Genomic DNA, 19,645 nt, shown 5'->3' on the forward strand with positions numbered 1-19,645 from the left:
GCGAAGGGCGACCGTGGCGAACGAAGCCGAACTGCGCGACTATCTCAAACGCGCGGCACACACCATCAAGGAGACACGACAGCGTCTCGACGAGATCGAGTACCGGGCCCGCGAGCCGATCGCGGTCGTGGGGTCGGCCTGCCGGTTCCCCGGCGGCATCGACTCACCGGAGCTCCTGTGGGAGGCGCTGCTCGATGGCCGCGACCTGATCGGCGATATGCCGGACGATCGCGGCTGGGATATCGACGGGCTCTACGATCCCGACCCGGACAAATTCGCGAAGTCCTACACCAGGTCCGGGGGTTTCCTGGACCGGGCGGGCGCGTTCGACGCGGGGTTCTTCGGGATCGGTCCGCTCGAGGCGCGTGCCATGGATCCGCAGCACCGACTGCTGCTCGAAGTGGCCTGGGAGGCGATCGAACGCGCCAGGATCGATCCGTCGACCCTGCGCGACGGACCGACCGGCGTATTCGTCGGGCTCAGCGAACAGGGGTACGGATTCGGTTCGGCCCAGCAGTGGGACGGCGCGGAGACCTATTTCTTCACCGGGAACTCCGCCGCGATGGCGGCGGGGCGGATCGCGTATCTGCTCGGTCTCGAAGGTCCCGCGCTCACGGTGGACACCGCGTGTTCGTCGTCGCTGGTCGCCGTGCACCAGGCGGTGCAATCGCTGCGCCTGGGCGAATGCGCGACCGCGCTGGCCGGTGGCGCGGCCGTGATCGCCACGCCCGCGCCGTTCGCGCTGTTCTCGCGGCAGCGGGCATTGGCGCCGGACGGACGCTGCAAGTCCTATGCCGCCGGCGCGGACGGCACGGCCTGGGGTGAGGGCGCGGGACTGATACTACTGGAACGACTTTCGGACGCGCGCGCCAACGGACATCCGATCCTCGCGGTCATCAGGGGTTCGGCGATCAACGCCGACGGCGCGTCCAACGGACTGACCGCGCCGAGCGGGATCGCGCAGCGCCGGGTCATCCGGTCCGCGCTCGCGGCCTCGGGGCTCACCACCGCCGAGGTGGATGTCGTGGAAGGACACGGCACCGGAACGGTACTCGGCGATCCGGTCGAGGCCCAAGCCCTGCTCGCCACCTACGGTCGCGATCGCGGCGACAGTGCCCCGCTGCTGCTCGGTTCGATCAAATCCACTATGGGACACACCCAGTCCGCGGCGGGGGTGGCCGGGCTCATCAAGGTCATCGAAGCCCTGCGGCACGGCGTCGTCCCGGCGACCCTGCACGTGGATACCCCGACACCGCACGCGGATTGGGACGACACCGGAGTCCGGCTGGTCACCGAGCCGACGCCGTGGCCCGAGGTGGACCGGCCGCGCCGCGCGGCGGTGTCGTCCTTCGGGATCAGCGGCACCAATGCCCACGTAGTCGTCGAGCAGGCTACTGAAACGACCGCTGCCGCTGCCGCCGGCATCACCGATCCGCTGTCCGCGATCCGAGGTGGAGCCCCGACGGCGTGGGTGCTCTCGGCGAAATCCGAAGCCGCGCTGCGGGAACAGGCCGCACGGCTGGCGCGCGTATCGCCCGCCGATCCCGTCGACATCGGGTACTCCCTGGTGCGCACCCGCGCACGATTCGATCATCGCGCGGTGATCGTCGCGGGCGACGCCGACGAACTGCGACGCGGCGTGGACGCGCTCGCGGCGGGCACCCGCTCCGCGGCGCTGATTCGTGACCGCCGTCGCGGCTCGGGGAAGATCGCCATGCTGTTGTCCGGCCAGGGCAGCCAGCACACCGGGATGGGACAGCGGCTCTACCGGACCTATCCGGTCTTCCGCGCCGCCTTCGACGAGGTGTGCGAGTTGTTCGCTCCGCGTCTCGAGCGCCCCCTGCGCGAGGTGATCTTCGACGCGGCGGCCGCGGATCTGCTCGGCCGCACCGATCACGCCCAGCCCGCGCTGTTCGCGATCGAGGTCGCGCTGTTCCGGTTGCTCGAATCCTGGGGGATGACACCGGATTACCTGGTGGGACATTCGATCGGGGAGTTGGCGGCCGCGCATCTGGCGGGGGTGCTGTCCCTGCCGGACGCCGTCACGATGGTCGCGGCCCGGGGGCGTCTCATGCTCGGTCTGCCGCGCGGGGCGATGACGGCGGTGCGGGCCTCCTACGACGATGTCGTCTCGGGTCTGGCCGAATCCGGGCTCGACGTCGCGATCGCGGCGAGCAACGGCCCCAATGCCACGGTGGTCTCCGGCACGCCCGAGGCGATCGAGGCCGCCGAACGGTATTGGCGAAGCCGGGGACGCCGGGTGAAACGCCTGGACACCGATCGCGCGTTCCATTCGCCGCAGGTGGAGGCGATACTCGACGAATTCGCCCGCGCCGTCGCGGATATCCGGTTCGCCGCGCCGGTCCTGCCGATCGTGTCCACGGTCACCGGGGCGCTGGCCGGACCCGCCGACATGTCCACGCGCGATTACTGGGTACGCCAGCTGCGCGAACCCGTGCGCTTCCACGACTGCCTGCGTCACGTCGCGGACACGGGCGTCTCGGTATTCCTGGAAGTGGGTCCGGCCGAGGTTCTCTCGGCCATGGTCTACGAGACGGTGACCGATCCCGAGACCGTCGCCGTCCCCGCGCTGCGACCCGGCCTCGACGAGGCGACCTCGGTCACCAGGGCCGCCGCCGCGGCGTGGGTGCGCGGGGTCGCGCTGGACTGGGTCGGCACCTACGCGGGCAGCGGTGCGCGCACCGTCGACCTGCCCACCTACGCCTTCCAACGCGAGGTGTACTGGGCGCAGACCGATCGTGCCGTGCTCACCGAACTGATCGGCGCGGAAGGCGCGCGGCTCGCCGTGGGCGCCGAGGTCCTCGGTCGGATCGACACCGCCGAGCGGGTCGGTGCCGCCGAACCCGCGATCGAGGTGGCCGAGGCGGAACGCGGGGAATACACCGTGCGACTGGTGATCTCGCAGATCCGCGAGATCCTGGTCGATCTGGCCGAAGACGATATCGCCCTCGACGCGACCATTCTGGAGATCGGCCTCACCTCGCTGTCGGCCCTGGAACTGCGGGCCAGGATCAACGCCGCCGCCGGGACGTCGATCACCCTCGAGGACCTCTTCCTGCATCCGACCCCCCGAGCGCTCGCCGACCTGCTGGCCGACCGGCTCTGGCCCGCCGAACCGGTCGTCGTGGGCGCACCGTGACACGAAGCCCGAGGTGAATCCATGGACAACCAGCTGACCAACGGGCGCACCGGCGTGCGCCGGGCTCTCGGCTTCGATCAGGCGGTGCCGCGTTCGCTCGCGCATCGCAATGCCGTCGCCGAGGTCTTCGTCACCGACACCGCCGCCGTCGGCGACGAATTCCTCGCGGCCGTGCAACTTCCGCGCGCGCACTCGCTGTGGTTCGACCGCCTGGTCACCTACCACGATCCGCTGGCCGTGCTCGAGGCCGTCAGGCAGTCGCTGCTGGTCATCGGACAGCGGTACCTGGGTGTTCCGGTCGACGCACCGGCGAGCCTGCAACGCATGGGTCTGTGCGTGGAGGATCTCAGCCTCTTCCACGACGACGAACGGGCCCCGCTCGAGGCCGTGGTGCGCATCCGCTCCGACCGCAACCCCGCCGATTCCGGATACTTCCGCGATATCTCGTTCGATGCCACCGCCACCGTCGACGGTGCGACGGCGATGACCGTGCACGGCGGCGGCATCGCCTTCCCCCGCGACGCCTACGACGAGCTACGCGCATTGCAACAGGACAGCCGCGACCCGGGCACGGTCACCCGGGTCGACCCACTCGACCCGAAGTTGCTGGGCCGCAGGGATCCGCGCAATATCGTCCTCGGCCGCGCGGGGGAGCGCCTGCTGCTCGTCGTCGACCAGCGTCACCCCAGTTTCTTCGACCACCCCTACGACCATGTGCCGGGCCCGCTGCTGATCGAGGCCTTCCGGCAGGCGGCGCTACTGGCCGCGACCGAGACGAACCAACTCGACGCGCCGATCGCCGCCGTCACCGAATTACGAGCCGAATTCACCGAATTCATCGAACTCGACGCCGATATCGACTGCGTCACCGACATCGCGCCCGGATCGGCGCCCGGTTTCCCGCTGGTGTCGATCGGACTGCGCCAGTACGGCAAGCAGATCGCCCACGGCACCGTCGAGTTGTCGTCGTACCCGTCGATCACCCACCGATAGGAACAGGAATCCCATGAGGCGTACGCAGATATCTCGCAGATTCGCCGTGGTCGGCGGTGGTATGTCCGGACTCGCCGCGGCCCATCGGCTCTACGAGGCGGGCCACCGGGTCGATCTCATCGAAGCCGACGGCGCACTCGGCGGCCGCATGGGCTTCGACATGCTGGGCGAGCGCCCGATCATGGTGGGTGGCAAGAATATCGGCCGCCGCTACACCCAGGTCAGGGCCTTCGTCGCGGCCATGGGCGGCGCCGAATACGAACCGTTCGGCATCAACAGTTCGCAGGTCATCGACGGCGAACTGACCACACTCGACAATCCCGGCGTGATCGGACTCGTCCGTCACCTGCTGCGCATCGGCACCCCCGCCGATGTGGTGACGATGCTGCGCTACGGCGCGCGGGTCCGGCTGTCCGCCCGCAACCGCTACCTCGGCTCGCCGTATTTCACCCGCGTCGGCGCGGCGCTCGACAACGCCACGCTCGACACCTACTTCACCCCGGGACTCGGCCGTCATGCCCTGCGGCCCATGAGTTTACGGCTCAACGCCGCCGAACCGGACGAAGTCCATCCGGGCACCTTCGGTGTGCACCTCGGCATGGTGATGGACCGCTACGACCAATTGGTGCGCGGTTTCCAGCCGATCGTCGACGATTTCGCGAGCCGGATCACTGTGCGACTCGACACCAGGGTCGATGGCATCGTGCTCGACGACGGTCACGTGCGCGGACTGACCCTGTCGAGCGGTGCGGGCGCTGCCACCCGCCAGGACTACGACGGCGTGGTGCTGGCGACCCCCGCGTTCGCGACGGCCGCGATCGTCGCCGACGGTCTGCCCGCGTTGGGCAAACTCCTCGGCGAGGTCGCCTACCATCCCTCCACCGTGGCCGTCGTCGAATACGACGGCGAGATGTTCACCAGCGCCGTGCGCTCGATCGCCTTCGACACCGGCCCGTGCAGCGCGGCCGGGGTCTACGGAATCGATGACCGCCACATCGTCCGCTACACGTTCAGCGGTGCGCAGGCGCGCCCGGTCCCGAGTTCGGGAGTCCTCGGCGCCTGGGTCGACGCCGCCGAGAAACAGGTCACCGATCACCTGAAAACCACGCCGCCGCAGCGTGTTCGGATGCGAACACGCAGCTGGGAGGCCGCGCACTGCGCCTACGTCCCCGACCACGGTGAATTCCTCGCCCAGGTCGCGACCCAGGTCGCCGCCGTCCCCGGCCTGGAACTGGCGGGTGACTACCTGCTCGGCGCGCAGCTGGAAGCCTGTTTCCGCTCCGGCGCGGCGGCCGCGCGTCGCTTGCGGGGCTGAGCCCGCGCCGGGCTCGACGGCGTCAGCGGTGGGTCGCCGCCGCGATATCGGTCCTCGATGGCCGCTGCGCCGCGCTCGGATCGCGTACCACCGGTAACCGCAGGGTGATCGGGTCGGTGACGGGTGTGGTCTCGACCAGATCGACCGTGTGCGCGTTACGAGGGTGTTCGTCGTCGAGGACCGGTTCCCCGAGCCCGATTCGGCGTTGCACGCGTTTCATCCACTCCGGGGCCCACCAGCAGTCGTCGCCGAGCATTTTCATGGTGGCCGGGACCAGGAGCATGCGCAGCACGGTCGCGTCGATGAACAGTGCCGCGATCATGCCGTAGGCGATGTACTGCATCATCACCAGATCGGAGAAGGCGAACGCGCCGACGACCACGAGCAGGATCAGCGCCGCCGCGGTGATGATGCGCCCGGTGTGCGCGGTGCCGATACGCACCGCCTCGGTGGTCGACGCGCCCTTCGCGCGCGCTTCGACCATGCGGGACAACAGGAATACCTCGTAGTCGGTCGACAGCCCGTAGATGACGGCCATGATCACCACGAGCATGGTCGACTGGATCGGCTGCGGCGTGAAATTCAGCAGTCCGGCGCCGTGGCCGTCGATGAAGATCCAGGTCAGGATGCCCAGCGTGGAACCCAGGCCGAGCGCGCTCATCAGGGCGGCCTTGATCGGCAGGACCAGCGACCCGAACGTCAGGAACATCAGCAGTGTCGTGACCAGCACGACCGCGGCGATCATCCACGGCATCCGGGTGAGCAGCGCGTCGATGCTGTCCTTCTGCATGGCGGGAACACCGCCGACGAGCATGCGGGTGGAATCCGGACGGTCGAGGCCACGCAGATATTCGATGGTCGGCCCGGCTTCGTAGGAATCGGTGAGCACGGCTGTCGCACGGAAGATCTCGGGCTCCGTGGTGGAGCGGGACGGCACGCTGAACGGTTCGGCGAGACCGGGCGCGGCGCTCGCCTGTTTCCACAGTGTCCCGATGGCCGAGGTGTCGTCGGAGACGAAGACCAACTCGATCGGGTCGGATTTCCGCAGCGGGAAGAGGCTGTCGAACTCCTGTTGGGCCAGCCGTGTCGAATTGTCCGGCGGCAGGTATTTCTCGCTGAATCCGCCGAAGACCAGATTGCCGATGGGCAGGATCAGCAGCACGAGCACCAGTACCAGCGGGACGGCGATCTTGACCGGATGGCGCATCACCCAGCGGGTGCTGCGCCCCCAGAAGCCGTTCTCGATCTCCTTCGCCGCCTCGGTCCCGCGGAAGCGTGCGATACCCCACATGTCCACGCGCGGGCCGAGCACCGCGAGTATCGCGGGCAGAATCGTGATCGCGGTCAGCGCCGCCAGCGACACCGTCGCGATCGCACCGTAGGCGATGGATTTCAGGAATCCCTGCGGGAAGAGCAGCATGCCGCCGAGGCTGGCGATGATCATCGTCGCGGAGAACACCACCGTCCGGCCCGCCGTCATCACCGTGCGCCGGACCGCGGTGGGGGTGTCGTAGCCCTCGGCCGATTCCTCGCGGAAGCGGCTGACGATGAACAGTCCGTAATCGATCGCCAGGCCCAGCCCGATCATCGACACCACCGGGGACACGAAGGAGTTGACCTCGGTGAACTCGGTGAGGAATCGCACGATGCCGAACGCGCCGAAAACCGTGAGCCCGCCGACGATCAACGGCAAGGCCGCGGCCACGATGCCGCCGAAGATGAAGAACAGCAGGACGCCGACCGCGGGGAACGCCAGGACCTCCATGCGACGCAGATCGGCGGCGATGGTGTCGTTGAGCGCGCCCGCCACCGGTTGTAAGCCGCCGACCCGCACATCCACACCGGGGATGTCGAAGGCATCCTGGACCGCGCGGTAGTTGCGCACCATCGCGGTGTCGTCGTCACCGCGGAGCGCGATCGCGGCGAAGGCGTGCCTGCGGTCCGCGGTGGCGGCCGAGGCTCCGCTGATCCGGCCCGTCTCGGTGCGCCAGTAGGCGGCGTTGATCCCGGCGATCTGCTCGGGATAGCGCCGCGGCAGGTCGTCGAGACTCTCGACGACCGTGCGCGAGAACTCCGGATCGTCGACGGTCCGGCCGTCGGGTGCGGTGTAGAGAACGAGTACGTCGGCGTCGTGATTGCGTCCGAACGCGGTATCGGCCAGCCGCCCGGCTTCCGACGACTCCGAGGAGGGGTCGAACATTCCGCCCGATGTCAGGTGGTCGTCGAGTCCGATCCCGTATCCGGCCAGGCCGAGCATCGCCGCGGCCACCAGTCCGACGACCACGAAACGGATGCGCGAGACCAGACCACCCCACCACGCGAACATCCCGGCTCAACGAGCGATGGGTTCCGGGGAGTTCCCGCGATCAGCGAATTCTCAGGATTCAAGTCCCCCATGATGTTCGGGCTCGCGCGGGGATGGGGCCGTCCCCGACGTACAGCGCCGTCCGGTATGTCCGATACCCTCGAAATTCCCGCGAGATCCAGGAGATACACGCTATGAAATCCCGCTCGAGAACCTGGCGGTTCACCCAGTTCGCAGGCGGTGCGCTGCTCGTCAACGCCGCGCTGCACTCGGCCAAAGGTCTCACCGGACAACGATTCCCCACTCCCTTCTCCAGCCCGCCGGGAGTCGGACTGTCGACACCGGGACAGAACATGGTGTGGGGCGCCATGAATCTGGCGATCTCCGGAGCACTGCTGCGGCGCCTTCCCCGCACGACCGCCGAGAAGGTCACGGTGGTGACCGGAGGTGTGCTGATGGGCTTCTACCTGCGCCACTACTTCAGCGGTCTGGAACTGGACGAGACCGATCGCGCCTGATCGCCTCGAGCGGATCACCCGACGCGGGCTCCCGGACAGCGCGTCCCCGGACAGTAGCCGCACCCCGCCCCGCGCCGCCGACCAGGTCTTTTCGGGGTAGCCGGACGGAGGTGACAACACCCCGCCCGGCCACACGAGTTTTCTACCAGCTTTTCGATCTCTTCGTGGGGACCTCGGCCGAACTTTCCCACGGCACGCCGAGCGCCACTCCCGGGCGCGGCGACCGCGTTTCGGATCGTTTCGACCACACCGAATCTCCGGGTCATCCGGAAGTGGCGCGGTCGGGGGCGAAGGGCCGTTCGCGCGGCTCTCTAGAATAGAGCGACCGCTGTGCCGCCATCACCTGACGACGACCCTGACGAAACGCTTCCGGGAGCTACTTGTGACCATTCAGCCCGTTCGCCTGTTCGGCGATCCGATCCTGCGCGCCCGTGCGGCGGAGGTCACCGAATTCGATCGTGAGCTGCGTCAGCTGGTCACCGACCTGACCGACACCATGCACGACGACGGCGGTGTCGGGATGGCGGCGCCGCAGATCGGGGTGGGACTGCGGGTGTTCGTCTACGACACCAAGGACGCGTCGGGGCACCTGGTCAACCCCGGCTACACGGTGGTCGGCGACGAGGAACAGGTCGGCGCGGAGGGGTGTCTGTCCATTCCCGGCCTGCGCTACGACACCCGGCGCGCGCTGCGGGTCCACGCTCGCGGATTCGATCTGACGGGGGCGCCGGTCGAGTTCACCGCCGAGGGACTGCTCGCCCGCTGCGTCCAGCACGAGACCGACCATCTCGACGGCGTGCTGTTCATCGACCGCCTCGATCCCGCCGACCGCAAGGAGGCGATGCGCACCATTCGGGAATCCGACTGGTTCAACGCGGGCGTCACCGTGCGCAGTTCACGCGCGCTCGGCGCGGGCAACGCCGGACCGTTCGGGCGGGGTCGCTGATGCGCATCGTCTTCGCGGGGACGCCCGAGCCCGCGGTGCCGTCGCTGCGGCGCTTCGTCGAATCGAAACGCCACGAGGTGATCGCCGTGGTGACCAGGCCCGACGCGGTCGCGGGCCGCGGCAGGAAGGTCACCAGGTCGCCCGTCGGACAACTCGCCGACGAACACGGGATCCCGGTGCTGACCCCGCGTCGTCCCTCCGAGCCCGAGTTCGTCGAACAACTCCTCGCGCTGGCGCCGGACTGCTGTCCGGTGGTCGCCTACGGTGCGTTGCTGCCGCAACAGGTGCTCGACATCCCGCGCTTCGGCTGGATCAATCTGCACTTCTCGCTGCTGCCCGCCTGGCGCGGCGCGGCCCCGGTACAGGCCGCCATCGACGCGGGTGACGAGATCACCGGCGCCTCCACCTTCCAGATCGAGGCGGGACTCGACACCGGCCCGGTCTTCGGTGTCGTGACGGAGAAGATCGCGGTCACCGACACCGCGGGCACCCTGCTCGCCCGGCTCGCCGAAACCGGCGCGCGCCTGCTGGAGACCACCATCGACGGCGTGGAAGACAATACGCTGCAAGCGATTCCGCAATCCGCCGACGGTGTTTCCTACGCGCCGAAGGTCGTCGCCGAGGACGGTCACATCCGCTGGGATCAGCCCGCGCTCGCCATCAGCAGGCGCATCCGGGCCGTGACGCCCGCGCCGGGCGCGTGGACCGAGATCGACGGTCTGCGCCTGAAGGTCGGTCCGGTGGAAATGGTCGAGGAGGCCCTGCCGGAACGCGCCATCGACGTGCGCAAATCGGGGGTCTTCGTCGGCACGGCCACCACGGCGGTCCGGCTCGACCAGGTGCAACCGCAGGGCAAGCGCATGATGGCCGCGCTGGACTGGGCACGCGGTGCCCGGCTTGCGCCCGGCGCGGTGGTCGAGTGAAGGCCGAGGAGCGACCTCACGGCTCCGATCGACCCGACCGGCGCCCCCGCCGCGCTCCCGAAGCGCCACGCCGACCGGACGGGGAACCCGGGCGAGGTCCCCGCGCCGGGCAAGAACGGACCGCCGCCCGCACGCCGGGAAAAGGCGCCGTCGACGGCGGTTGGCTCGCTCGCACGCAATCCACGAAAAGCGAGATCGCACAGCATGATTCGGAACGTCGGGGGAAGAATTCCGCCCCGCGTTCGCGCCTCGGCGCAGCCGCACCACGACGAGACGACTACCCGCGCGGCGACGCGCCACGAACCCGACCGGAGCGGTGGAATATGAACGCACAGCGTGATTCGGGGGACGAACAGTCGCGGGGCGAGAGCGGGGGAGCGTCGGATCGCGAGGGCAGGGTGAACTCCTCGGACGCTCGTCGAAGCGGTCCGCGCGAGGAATCCGGCCGTTCGGGTGGGTTCCGCGACCGGCGGCGTGATCCCGAGGCGTCTCGGGGCGGTGCGTCGCGTGATGAGGGCCGACGCCCCGCACCCGGGCGTCCGAATGCTGTCCGGCAGCAGGAGGCCGGTGGTCGTTCCTCCGGTGGCGGGCGTAGCGACGACGACGGCGCGCGCGGCGGACGGGAACGGGCATCGGGTGGTGCGAACCCTGCCCGGGGCGGCGATGCCGCCGCGGCGGGCGGCAAGCGGGATTCGCGGGGCTCCGCGAACGTAGGGCGACCCGGTGCGTCGAAAGGTGGACGCGGCGGCAAACCGGCTTCGGAAGGCGGCGGCAAGAAGCCGCAGGTCCGCGCGGGAGCGTCGAAAGACGCGGGGCGGCAGCATGTTCAGAAGCAGCGCGGCCCGGTGGGTGACCCCGTTCGACTCGTCGCCCGCGATGTACTGCGCGCGGTGCGGGAACGCGACGCCTACGCGAACCTCGTACTCCCCGCGCTGCTGCGGGAACGCAAGATCTCCGGACGCGACGCGGCGTTGGCGACCGAACTCGCGTACGGGGCGAGCCGTTCACGCGGTCTGCTCGACGCGGTGATCGCCGCGGGCGCGGGCCGCCCGGTCGAGGAGATCGACGGACCGCTGCTGGATGTGCTGCGACTCGGCGTCTACCAGCTGCTGCGCACCCGGATCGGCGCGCACGCGGCGGTGGACACGTCGGTGGATCTGGCTCGCGCCGAATTCGGCACGGGCAAGGCGGGATTCGTGAACGCCGTGCTGCGCAGGGCGGGGGAGAAGACCGCCGAGGAGTGGGTGCGGGCGCTCGCGCCGGCCGATCCGGTCGGGCACATGGCCTTCGAATTCGCGCATCCGCTGTGGATCGCGCAGGCTTTCGCCGACGCGCTCGGCGCGCGCGCCGGGGAATTGCGCGATCTGCTCGCGGCCGACGACGCACGTCCCTCGGTACACCTGGTCGCCCGCCCCGGTGAGATCAGCGCCGAGGAACTGGCCCTGGTCACCGGTGGGGAGGAGGGCCGGTGGTCGCCGTACGCGGTGTATCTCGACGGCGGCGACCCGGGCAAATTGGATCCGGTGCGCGAGGGTCTCGCGGCGGTGCAGGACGAAGGTAGCCAGCTGGTCGCGCTCGCGCTGACCCGCGCCCCGCTCGAAGGCCGGGACAGCGGTCGCTGGCTCGACCTGTGTGCGGGACCCGGCGGCAAGGCCGCGCTGCTGGGCGCGCTGGCCGATATCGACGGGTTCCGCGTCGACGCCGTGGAACCGGCCGAACATCGGGCCGAACTGGTCCGCAAGACGACCAAGGATCTGCCGGTCGACGTCCACGTGGTCGACGGCCGCGACAGCGGACTGACCCCCGGCTACGACCGCATTCTGGTCGACGCACCGTGCACCGGCCTGGGCGCGCTGCGTCGTCGCCCCGAAGCGCGCTGGCGTCGGACCCCGGCCGATGTCCGCGATCTGGTCGTCCTCCAGCGTGAACTCCTGGCCGCGGCGTGGGAACTGCTGCGCCCCGGCGGGGTGGTCGTCTATTCCACCTGTTCACCGCATCTGCCCGAGACGGTCTCGATCGTCGCCGATTTCGCCCGCCGCACCGACGCGGTGCAACTCGACACGAGGGAACTCCTCCCCGGCGTCACCGATATCGGGGAAGGTCCGGGCGTCCAGCTCTGGCCGCACCGGCACGGCACCGACGCGATGTTCGTCGCGGCCCTGCGCAAACCCTCCGGGCCGGCGAACTGACCGAACCGCCGCGTTCCATTCGTCCAAGCCGGGCTGCCGTCGACACGGGAGGCTGGGTTCATGGCTCTGAGTTGGCAGCAGGTCGTCTCGATGGCGACCGACCTTCCGGAGGTCACCGAGTCGACGTGGTGGCGTATTCCGGCGCTGAAGGTGGGTGCGAAGGGATTCGCCCGATTACGCGCGGAGGCGGAGGGCGGACTGGCGCTGCGGTGTGAGCTCGAGGAGAAGGCGGCGCTGCTCGCCTCGGGCGACCCGGCGTTCTACACGACCCCGCACTACGACGGGCATCCCTACATCCTGATCGATCTCGACCGGATCGCGCCCGAGCAACTCCGGGAGATGCTCGACGCCGCCTGGTGGCTGGCCGCCCCGGCGAAATCGCGTAGGCGACGCGACAGCACCCGATAGCACCTCGGGCGTTGCGCGTTCACTCGCGCTGGGACAGTTCCCGCAGGCGGGCGAGGGTTTTCGCGAGGATTCGCGAGACGTGCATCTGCGAGATGCCCATCTGCTGGGCGATCTGGGTCTGGGTCATGGATTCGAAGAACCGCATGGTCAGGATGCGACGCTCGCGTTCGGGCAGTCCGGCCAGCAGCGGCCGGATCGCCACGTATTCCTCGACGCGGTCGAACTGCGATTCCTCTTCGCCCAGGGTGTCGAGCAGGGAGGCATCGGTATCGCGCCCGAGTGAGGCCGCGTCGATCGAACTGGGCTGATAGGCGTTACCCGCGATGACGGCCTGGGTCACCTCGTCCGGGTCGACGTCGAGTTCGGCCGCGATCTCCTTGGCCGTCGGCGAGCGCCCGAGCGTCTGCGACAGCGAGTCGATCGCCGCGCCGATCCGCAGGTGCGTCTCCTTGACCCGCCGCGGAACCCGCATGGCCCAGGTGTTGTCGCGGAAATACCGCCTGACCTCGCCCATGATGGTCGGCACCGCGAACGACAGGAAATTGGAGCCGCGGCTGACATCGAAGCGGTCGACCGCGTGCACCAGACCGACGCGCGCCACCTGGGTGAGATCGTCGAACGGTTCGCCGCGCCCGCTGAACTTGCGCGCGATGTGATCCGCGAGCGGGATGCAGCGGCTGATCAGCTCTCCGCGGATCGCGGCGTGCTTCGCGGTGCCGGGTACGGCCGCGGCGAGGCGTTCGAAGATGGAGGCGAGGTCGTCGTATCCCCCCGAGACCGACCCGACCTCCTGGACGGTCTCGGCATCTTCGGCCTCGTCGGGATCCTCCGCGCTGTCGGCATCCTCGGCGCCTTCGGAGTGCCCCGAGTTCTCGGCATCCTCGCCATCGTTGTTCTCGACGCGCTTGTCGGTGGTCACCGAATCGGCGTCGTGCTCGAGCTCGATGTCGTGCTCCTGCTCGGTGTCCTGCTCCGCCACTACGCCTTCCCCCGGACCCGACGGAACTCGACCGTCGTCGGATATCCGGAAGCCGTCGAGTCGTAGGGGTTCTGGGTAGCTTCGACCGAATCGGTCAGGGTGCGCAGGACGTGCCACCCGAAGCTGCGCTGGTCGGGTAGCCCCTCGTTTGCCGCAATTCCGCTGACGTGCACGAGCAGCTCGGTCTCACCGATGGTGAACCGGCACAGCAGGCTCGTCTCCGGCAACGCGACCGCGATCAAGGTCGAACACACCTCGTCTACCGCGAGTCTGATGTCGGCTACCTCGTCCAGCGTGAAATCGCTGAGTAGGACGAGGGTTTCGGCGAGCCCGCGCACGATGGGCAGCTGTGTGACCGATGCGGCCACCCGAATCTCCACCGGGGTGCTGTAGATCCCCTGTTCCGCCGAAATGTTGATCACCCTGAGAAGGCTACCCACTCGCGGCGCGGGCAATCACCGTTTGTGCTGCGCGCGCCCACCGATGTCCGGGTGCGCGTCCGGGTCCGCGCCTGCGGATCCGGGGTTCTACCGGCCTCGGTACACTCCCGCGATGTGACCTTCTCTCGCCCGGCCGAGCCGATGATCGCCCCGTCCATACTCTCCGCCGACTTCGCGCATCTCGCGGACGAGGCCCGCGCCGTGTCGGGCGCGGACTGGCTGCACGTCGACGTCATGGACGCGCATTTCGTGCCCAACCTGACCCTCGGTCTGCCCGTGGTGCACAGCCTGCTGAAGGCCACCGACATCCCGCTGGACTGCCACCTGATGATCGAGGATCCGGGCCGGTGGGCGCCGCCGTACGCCGAGGCGGGCGCGCACAACGTCACGTTCCACGCCGAGGCCACCGACGATCCGATCGCGGTGGCCCGCGATATCCGGGCGGCGGGCGCGAAGGCGGGGCTCTCGGTGAAACCGAACACACCCATCGAGCCGTACCTGGAGATCCTGCGGGAGTTCGACACCTTGCTGGTGATGAGTGTGGAGCCGGGATTCGGCGGGCAGTCGTTCATCACGCACGTGCTGGACAAGGCGCGGATCGTGCGCAACCTGGTCGACGCGGGTGAGCTGCGGTTGATCGTGGAGATCGACGGCGGTATCAACGCCGACACCATCGAGCAGGCCGCGGAGGCGGGAATCGACTGTTTCGTCGCCGGATCCGCGGTCTACAACACGGCCGATCCCGCGGCCACGGTCGAGGCGCTGCGACGCAAGGCCGTGGCGCACCGCGCCTGAGTTCGGTGGCGCACCGCGCCTGAGCTTCGCCGCGCACCGCGTTCGAGCGCCGCTCGAATTCCGTTAGCGCGCCGGGGTTTTGCGCGTGCCGAGGGCGCGAGTCGCCTCGATCACCGCCTCGAGCGGTGGCAGGGCGGCCGCGCTGTCGGGCGGCGGCTCGATCCAGGTGCGGTAGCCGGTGCGCTCGTCCTCCGGCGAGGGCAGCACGACCTGGCACCCGGTGCAGGCCACGGTCGCGTACAGCCGGAACAGTTCGGCGGAGACCGCCGCCCCGAGTCCCTCCGGCGCGGCCGGGCCGGTGATGAAGGTCCAGCGCTTGGCCCGGGGATGGTCGACGACGGGCGCGAGAATGCCCGCCCGGCTCAAGTGCGCGCGCACCTGTTCGCCGAGGTCGCTCGGCATTGTTATCGCGCCGTAATGGGTTCCTATATGAAGCAGGATTCGCCGCGACGTCGGATCGATCGACGCGGGCATATGGAATTCGCGTCGATACTGCACGCAACGCACTTCCAGCGTCGGATCGAGAGAAATGGTCACGCGACACCCCCGGCTGTGCAGAACTCGTTCGGACCCACGGGTTTCATACTTCCCTCGAGTGTTGGTGTTCGTCGGTGTCGTACTCCCCGGTAGTGGCGGCACCACGGGGCGAAGAGCTCCACGCTGAACTGCTCGGATCAGAAGTTGAACGGTAGGAATGGGCTACATAACAATATTGCGTCCGTCGCGGTCGGCGCGCAAGTTGAAAGTGTAAGCGTGTTCGGGATGGGTACCACCCGGTAATCGATGCTAGCGCGGGTGTGTGAAATTCATCCGCTCGGTTTCCAAAATGTGTCTCAATGATTATCGCCGTCGGATGAACGGCGACACTTCGCCCTGTTCCGGGAGAGTTGTCCGGTCGTTACCGGGGAATTCGGCACGCATTCGGTCGGTTTTATCCCCCCGGTGGTCGGGCGGTCGCAGGCGACCCGCGCCCGCCGCCTACGACTCGGCGTCGTTAGGCTGGTCAGGGACCACGATCGCCGCGCGCCCCGGGAATAGCGGCACGGGTTCCGGCTGTTTCGCAGTTCGTACGTACACCACGCGACAGGAGTGTCCCGATGTTCACAGGCATCGTCGAGGAATTGGGCGAGATCGTCGCGGTCGAACGGTTGGCCGACGCCGCCCGCCTCACGATCAAGGGCAAACTGGTGACCTCCGATGCCGGGCACGGTGATTCGATCGCGGTCAACGGCGTCTGCCTGACCGTCGTCGATGTCGTCGACGGCGACTCGTTCACCGTCGACGTGATGCAGGAGACACTGGATCGATCCAGCATCGGCGGTCTCGACACCGGATCGGGAGTCAACCTGGAGCGCGCGGCGGCGCTGAACAGCCGTCTCGGCGGGCACCTGGTGCAGGGACACGTCGACGGCACGGGCACGGTGCTCGCCCGCACGGCCTCGGAGAACTGGGAAGTGGTGCGGATCTCGTTGCCCGACGCCGTCGCCCGCTATGTCGTCGAGAAGGGTTCGATCACCGTCGACGGCATCTCGCTGACGGTCTCCGGCCTCGGCATCGCGGACGATCCGGCGGCCGACGGCACACTGGACTGGTTCGAGGTCTCGCTCATCCCGACCACCCTGGCGATGACCAATCTCGGCGCCGCGAGCGTCGGCACCACGGTCAACCTCGAAGTGGACGTCATCGCCAAGTACGTGGAGCGCTTACAGCAGCGTGGCTGATTCCGCTGTGGGCGATGCCACCCCCGGCGGACGCGCCGACCCGCGCGCACGGTCAAGGCCTTACTGTAGTGAGGCACCTATTTCGAGATGGAGCGCAACAGACGTGACCAGGTTCGACACCATCGAGCGCGCAGTCGCCGATATCGCCGCCGGTAAAGCCGTCGTTGTCGTCGACGACGAGGACCGCGAGAACGAGGGCGACCTCATCTTCGCGGCGGAGAAGGCCACCCCCGAACTCGTGGCCTTCATGATTCGCTACACCTCCGGTTACATCTGCGTGCCCCTGATGGGCGACGACTGCGACCGTCTCGGACTGCCGCCGATGTACGCGCAGAACCAGGACAAGCACGGCACCGCCTACACCGTCTCGGTCGATGCCAGGGAGGGCATCACCACGGGTATCTCCGGCGCCGACCGTGCCACCACCATGCGTCTGCTCGCCGACCCGAACGCCAAGGCCGACGACCTGACCCGCCCCGGTCACGTGGTGCCGCTGCGCGCCAAGGACGGCGGCGTGCTGCGCAGGCCCGGTCACACCGAAGCCGCGGTCGACCTGTCCCGGATGGCGGGTCTGCGCCCGGCCGGTGTGATCTGCGAGATCGTCAGCCAGAAGGACGAGGGCCACATGGCCCGCACCGAAGAACTGCGGATCTTCGCCGACGAGCACGATCTCGCGCTGATCTCCATCGCCAGCATGATCGCGTGGCGGCGTAAGCACGAGAAGCAGGTCATCCGGGTCGCCGAGGCGCGCATCCCGACCGCGCACGGTGAATTCATGGCCGTCGGTTACCAGAGCATCTACGACGAGGTCGAGCACGTCGCGCTGGTGCGCGGCGATATCACCGACGGCGAGGACGTCCTGGTCCGCGTGCATTCGGAATGCCTGACCGGCGATGTCTTCGGCTCGCTGCGCTGCGACTGCGGACCGCAGTTGGACGGCGCGCTGGAGTTGGTGGCGGCCGAGGGGCGCGGCGTGGTGCTGTACATGCGCGGGCACGAGGGGCGCGGCATCGGCCTCATGCACAAATTGCAGGCCTACCAGCTCCAGGATTCCGGTCACGACACCGTCGACGCGAATCTCGAACTGGGCCTGCCCGCCGACGCGCGTGACTACGGCACCGGCGCTCAGATCCTGGTCGACCTCGGTATCCGGTCGATGCGGCTGCTCACCAACAATCCGGCCAAACGGGTCGGCCTCGACGGCTACGGTCTGCGGATCACCGAGCGGGTGCCGATGCCGCTGCGCGCCAACGCCGAGAATCTGCGCTACCTGCGGACCAAGCGCGATCGGATGGGCCACGACCTGATCGGGCTCGACGAACTCGACCTGGGCGAGACCGCGCAGTAGGGAAGCCGACAGCAATGCCAACCACGCACCGAAAAGGCGGACAACGATGAGCGGCACCGGCGTACCCAGCTTCGAGCTGTCGGATGCCAAGGATCTCAAACTCGGCATCGTGGCCTCGCGCTGGCACACGACCATCTGCGACACCCTGGTGGCGAATGCCGAACGGGTGGCCAAGGAAGCGGGCGTCGAGCAGGTGACCGTGGTGCGCTGCGCCGGTGCGATGGAACTTCCCGTCGTCGCCCAGGAGTTGGCGCGCACCCATGACGCCGTCGTCGCGCTCGGCGTGGTGATCCGTGGTGGCACACCGCATTTCGAATATGTCTGTGACGCGGTGACGGCAGGTCTGACGAGGGTTTCGCTGGACGAGTCGACCCCGGTCGCCAACGGCGTGCTGACCACGAATACCGAGGAGCAGGCGCTCGACCGCGCCGGACTGCCGGGTTCGGCCGAGGACAAGGGCGAGCAGGCCTGCGCCGCGGCGCTCGATGCCGCGCTCACGCTGCGCGCCCTGAGACAGTCGGCGTAGAGGGATGCCTGCCATCGACCTGTCGAAGAGCGATTCCCCGGCGGATAAGACCGAGCGGGTGTGGGATCTGGAGGTGCGCCCGCGCCGGGCGGTGCTGACCGCCCGGATCGTGGCCGTGCTGCTGATCGTCGTGTTCGGTATCGGCGGGATCTGGCTGCGTTCGGGCTCGACCGGTGTGACCTTCCGGGTCATCGACCAGATCGCGATGGTGTCGATCGGCGTACTCCTGGCCGCGGGGGTGCTGATGCTGACCCGGCCTCGGGTGCGGGCGGGCGAGCGCGGCGTTTCGGTGCGCAACGTGCTGGGCGACACCGAATTCGGGTGGGAGCATATTCGCGGCGTCAGCTTCCCCGACCGGAAGTCCTGGGCTCGCCTCGAACTCGTGAACGACGACTACGTTCCGATGCTGGCGATCCGGTCCAATGACGGCGAGCGCGCGGCGCGGGCGATGGACCGGCTGCGCGAACTCGGTCGCGAATACGGCGTCACCGAAGAACATCCCGACCGCTGACCGGCTCCGGGCACGTATTCTCGCGGCCATGATGCCGGGCGCGCAGATCCTCGCCGACGCTTTCGCCGACGACCCACTCATGACATTGTTCTGGCCCGATCCGCTGCGCCGTCGAAAGGCGTTGCCGTACTTCTGGGAATCGCGCATCGCCTCGCGTCTGCGCGAGGGCTTGGTCGAGACCGTCCACGACGAGTCGGGCGACCCGGCGTGTGTCGCGCTGTGGGAGCCGGAACACGTCGAGTCGCCGATCGCCAAGCCGTTCACCCTGCTGCGGGCACTCGGCCGTGGCCTGCCCCGTGCTTTGCCCGCTGTTCGTCGCATCGATGCCACCCGACCGCGCACGCCGCACCTGTATCTGGCGGCGATCGGCACACGCCCGGATCTCCAGGGCCGTGGCCACGCGTCGGCCCTGCTCGCGCGGCGATTGACCGGGGACGTACCGGAGGCCTACCTCGTCTCCACGAGATTCGAGAATGTGGCGTTCTACGAACGGTTCGGCTTCCGGCGCGGGGCCGATCTGGTTCTCGGCCCCGCCACCACCCTCTACCCGATGTCGCGCGCGAGGTAG

18 protein-coding genes are annotated in these 19,645 nt (G+C 68.7%); 14 read left to right on the forward strand and 4 right to left on the reverse strand.

Going from position 1 to position 19,645, the window contains the following annotated elements:
- Positions 1-13 precede the first annotated feature (13 nt).
- From DAT37_RS22985 to DAT37_RS22995, 3 genes are read left to right on the forward strand one after another with little or no spacing between them, the layout of a single operon-like run.
- Entirely contained in the window at positions 14-3,160 is a 3,147-nt protein-coding gene (locus DAT37_RS22985) for a type I polyketide synthase (protein ID WP_109526888.1), read from the forward strand.
- A 21-nt stretch (positions 3,161-3,181) separates the two neighbouring features.
- The gene (locus tag DAT37_RS22990; RefSeq protein WP_109526889.1) at positions 3,182-4,153 is read left to right on the forward strand and encodes a ScbA/BarX family gamma-butyrolactone biosynthesis protein; all 972 of its coding nucleotides are present in this window, start codon (positions 3,182-3,184) and stop codon (positions 4,151-4,153) included.
- Between the two features lie 13 nt (positions 4,154-4,166).
- Positions 4,167-5,468 carry an FAD-dependent oxidoreductase gene (locus DAT37_RS22995; RefSeq protein WP_109526890.1) on the forward strand — a complete coding sequence of 434 codons (1,302 nt, stop codon included), beginning with the start codon at positions 4,167-4,169 and terminating at the stop codon, positions 5,466-5,468.
- A 22-nt stretch (positions 5,469-5,490) separates the two neighbouring features.
- On the opposite strand, the gene DAT37_RS23000 is transcribed toward DAT37_RS22995, so the two are convergent.
- Positions 5,491-7,794 carry an MMPL family transporter gene (locus tag DAT37_RS23000; protein WP_109526891.1) on the reverse strand — a complete coding sequence of 768 codons (2,304 nt, stop codon included), beginning with the start codon at positions 7,792-7,794 and terminating at the stop codon, positions 5,491-5,493.
- Positions 7,795-7,967: 173 nt separating this feature from the next.
- Between DAT37_RS23000 and DAT37_RS23005 the strand changes: the two genes are divergently transcribed.
- The 5 genes from DAT37_RS23005 (at position 7,968) to DAT37_RS23025 (ending at position 12,757) form a co-directional block, all read left to right on the forward strand.
- Complete coding sequence (locus DAT37_RS23005; RefSeq protein WP_109526892.1) at positions 7,968-8,291, forward strand: hypothetical protein; 324 nt, start codon at positions 7,968-7,970, stop codon at positions 8,289-8,291.
- Between the two features lie 382 nt (positions 8,292-8,673).
- Positions 8,674-9,237 carry a peptide deformylase gene (def, locus tag DAT37_RS23010; RefSeq protein ID WP_109526893.1) on the forward strand — a complete coding sequence of 188 codons (564 nt, stop codon included), beginning with the start codon at positions 8,674-8,676 and terminating at the stop codon, positions 9,235-9,237.
- Positions 9,237-10,160: a methionyl-tRNA formyltransferase gene (fmt, locus tag DAT37_RS23015; protein ID WP_109526894.1), complete on the forward strand. Its 924-nt coding sequence runs from the start codon at positions 9,237-9,239 to the stop codon at positions 10,158-10,160. The genes def and fmt overlap by 1 nt, the downstream gene beginning before the upstream one ends.
- An 845-nt stretch (positions 10,161-11,005) precedes the next feature.
- The gene (locus tag DAT37_RS23020) at positions 11,006-12,349 is read left to right on the forward strand and encodes an RsmB/NOP family class I SAM-dependent RNA methyltransferase (protein ID WP_109526895.1); all 1,344 of its coding nucleotides are present in this window, start codon (positions 11,006-11,008) and stop codon (positions 12,347-12,349) included.
- Between the two features lie 60 nt (positions 12,350-12,409).
- Positions 12,410-12,757 (forward strand): MmcQ/YjbR family DNA-binding protein, encoded by a 348-nt coding sequence (locus tag DAT37_RS23025; protein WP_109526896.1) that lies wholly within the window; start codon positions 12,410-12,412, stop codon positions 12,755-12,757.
- A gap of 19 nt (positions 12,758-12,776) precedes the next feature.
- Here DAT37_RS23025 and DAT37_RS23030 read toward each other — a convergent pair whose 3' ends face one another.
- Together DAT37_RS23030 and DAT37_RS23035 are read right to left on the reverse strand one after the other, a co-directional pair.
- Positions 12,777-13,505, reverse strand: a complete 729-nt coding sequence (locus DAT37_RS23030; protein WP_198654414.1) for an RNA polymerase sigma factor SigF — start codon at positions 13,503-13,505, stop codon at positions 12,777-12,779.
- Between the two features lie 230 nt (positions 13,506-13,735).
- On the reverse strand, positions 13,736-14,158 hold the full coding sequence (locus DAT37_RS23035; RefSeq protein ID WP_109527346.1) for an ATP-binding protein: 423 nt from the start codon (positions 14,156-14,158) through the stop codon (positions 13,736-13,738).
- Positions 14,159-14,317: 159 nt separating this feature from the next.
- Between DAT37_RS23035 and rpe the strand changes: the two genes are divergently transcribed.
- Positions 14,318-14,971, forward strand: coding sequence for a ribulose-phosphate 3-epimerase (gene rpe / locus DAT37_RS23040; RefSeq protein ID WP_109527347.1), 654 nt, complete (start codon positions 14,318-14,320; stop codon positions 14,969-14,971).
- A gap of 63 nt (positions 14,972-15,034) precedes the next feature.
- On the opposite strand, the gene DAT37_RS23045 is transcribed toward rpe, so the two are convergent.
- On the reverse strand, positions 15,035-15,508 hold the full coding sequence (locus DAT37_RS23045; RefSeq protein WP_109526897.1) for a hypothetical protein: 474 nt from the start codon (positions 15,506-15,508) through the stop codon (positions 15,035-15,037).
- 560 nt (positions 15,509-16,068) lie between these two features.
- Here DAT37_RS23045 and DAT37_RS23050 point away from each other — a divergent pair.
- The 5 genes from DAT37_RS23050 (at position 16,069) to DAT37_RS23070 (ending at position 19,645) form a co-directional block, all read left to right on the forward strand.
- Positions 16,069-16,692, forward strand: coding sequence for a riboflavin synthase (locus tag DAT37_RS23050; protein WP_109526898.1), 624 nt, complete (start codon positions 16,069-16,071; stop codon positions 16,690-16,692).
- Positions 16,693-16,795: 103 nt separating this feature from the next.
- The gene (locus DAT37_RS23055) at positions 16,796-18,040 is read left to right on the forward strand and encodes a bifunctional 3,4-dihydroxy-2-butanone-4-phosphate synthase/GTP cyclohydrolase II (protein WP_109526899.1); all 1,245 of its coding nucleotides are present in this window, start codon (positions 16,796-16,798) and stop codon (positions 18,038-18,040) included.
- Positions 18,041-18,086: 46 nt separating this feature from the next.
- Positions 18,087-18,566 (forward strand): 6,7-dimethyl-8-ribityllumazine synthase, encoded by a 480-nt coding sequence (gene ribH / locus DAT37_RS23060; protein WP_109526900.1) that lies wholly within the window; start codon positions 18,087-18,089, stop codon positions 18,564-18,566.
- A gap of 4 nt (positions 18,567-18,570) precedes the next feature.
- Complete coding sequence (locus tag DAT37_RS23065; protein WP_109526901.1) at positions 18,571-19,077, forward strand: PH domain-containing protein; 507 nt, start codon at positions 18,571-18,573, stop codon at positions 19,075-19,077.
- 28 nt (positions 19,078-19,105) lie between these two features.
- The gene (locus DAT37_RS23070) at positions 19,106-19,645 is read left to right on the forward strand and encodes a GNAT family N-acetyltransferase (RefSeq protein ID WP_157978626.1); all 540 of its coding nucleotides are present in this window, start codon (positions 19,106-19,108) and stop codon (positions 19,643-19,645) included.

Origin of the sequence: Nocardia aurea (assembly GCF_003123685.1) — a bacterium.
GTDB classification, from domain to species: Bacteria; Actinomycetota; Actinomycetes; order Mycobacteriales; family Mycobacteriaceae; genus Nocardia; species Nocardia aurea.